Below are 1,428 nucleotides of genomic sequence, written 5' to 3' on the forward strand. Positions count from 1 at the left end.
AAGGAGTCTCAATGAGGATGTCAAGCCGCCTGCGTGACCGGCTGGGTGGGGGTGAACAGTCGCCCGTCACGCAGCAGGGCCCACAGGACGTCGACGCGTCGTCGGGCCAGGGCGATGACGGCTTGGGTGTGTTTGAGGCCCTGGCCGCGTTTTTTGAGGTAGAAGTCGCGGTTGGGGCCGGGCTTGATGATGCTGCTCTGGGCGGACATGTAGAACACGCGTCGCAGGCGTCGGCTGTAGCGCTTAGGCCGGTGCAGGTTGCCGGTGCGGCGGCCCGAGTCGCGGGGCACGGGCACCAGCCCGGCCGCCGAGGCGAGCCGTCCGGCGTCGGCGTAGGCGGCCAGGTCACCGGCCGCGACGACGAACTCGGCGCCCAGGATCGGGCCGATGCCGGGCATCGATTCGATGATCTCGGCCTGCGGGTGGCCGCGGAAGGTCTCGGTGATCTGGGCGTCGAGGCGTTTGAGCCGGTCGTCCAGGGTGAGCAGCTCGGTGGCCAGGTCGGCGATGATCTGGGCCGCCACGGCCTCGCCGGGCAGGGTGGTGTGCTGGGCGTGCGCGGCCGCAAGCGCGGTCGCGGCGACCTGCCCGGCGCCCCGGACACCACGCTTGCGCAGCCACGCCTCCAGCCTGGCCGGGCCGCGCCGGCGCAGCGCGGCCGGGGTCTGGTAGCCGGTCAGCAGCACCAGTGCGCCCTTGTGAGCGGAGTAGTCGAACGCTCGCTCCAGCGCCGGGAACACGCCGGTCAGCACGTCCCGCAGCCGGTTGACCAGGCGGACCCGGTCGGCGACCAGGTCGGCCCGGTGCGTGGTCAACAGCGCCAGGTCGGCGGCGAGCTGGGCGGGCACGTCGATCGCGGTGAAGTCCCGGCGCAGCCGGGAGGTCTCGGCGATCACGTATGCGTCGCGGGCATCGGTCTTGGCCTCGCCGGTGTAGGCGCCCGACATCCGGTGCACCGTCCGGCCGGGCACGTACACCGGCCGGGCGCCGTGCGCGGCCAACAGGGCCAGCAGCAGCGCCGAGGACGTCCCGGCGATGTCCACCGCCCACCCGACGGCCTCAGCCAGAGCGAACGCCTCACCGATCGCGTCCAGGATCGCCGACTCGTCATTGGCGATCTTCTTCGACCACACCTGCGCGCCGGTCCCATCGACCGCCGCCGCCCAGTGATGTCCCTTGCCGGCATCCACACCGACCCACACCCGAGCGCGTTCTGGCTGTTCCACGTCTGTCCTTCGACCCGGCACCGACAACGTCCGGCCCGTGGAACACCCCGCCGTCATCTCCGTAAACAGCGACCGATCCGCACATCTCAATCAGAGGTCGGGGCGCCCCGGAGAGCCGGGCGGCCACTCCTTCGGAGCCACAACAGGCAAGACCCCATCAGCCACACCCGGCCCTCCCGGGCCGCCTAACAACTTACGGAGA

At 71.4% G+C, this 1,428-nt stretch carries 1 protein-coding gene; it reads right to left on the reverse strand.

Annotated elements, in window-relative coordinates:
- Positions 1–20: 20 nt before the first annotated feature.
- Positions 21–1,226 (reverse strand): IS110 family RNA-guided transposase, encoded by a 1,206-nt coding sequence (locus IEZ03_RS37245; protein WP_184879699.1) that lies wholly within the window; start codon positions 1,224–1,226, stop codon positions 21–23.
- Positions 1,227–1,428: the final 202 nt, after the last annotated feature.

Source organism: Actinomadura livida (genome assembly GCF_014648675.1).
GTDB classification, from domain to species: Bacteria; Actinomycetota; Actinomycetes; order Streptosporangiales; family Streptosporangiaceae; genus Spirillospora; species Spirillospora livida.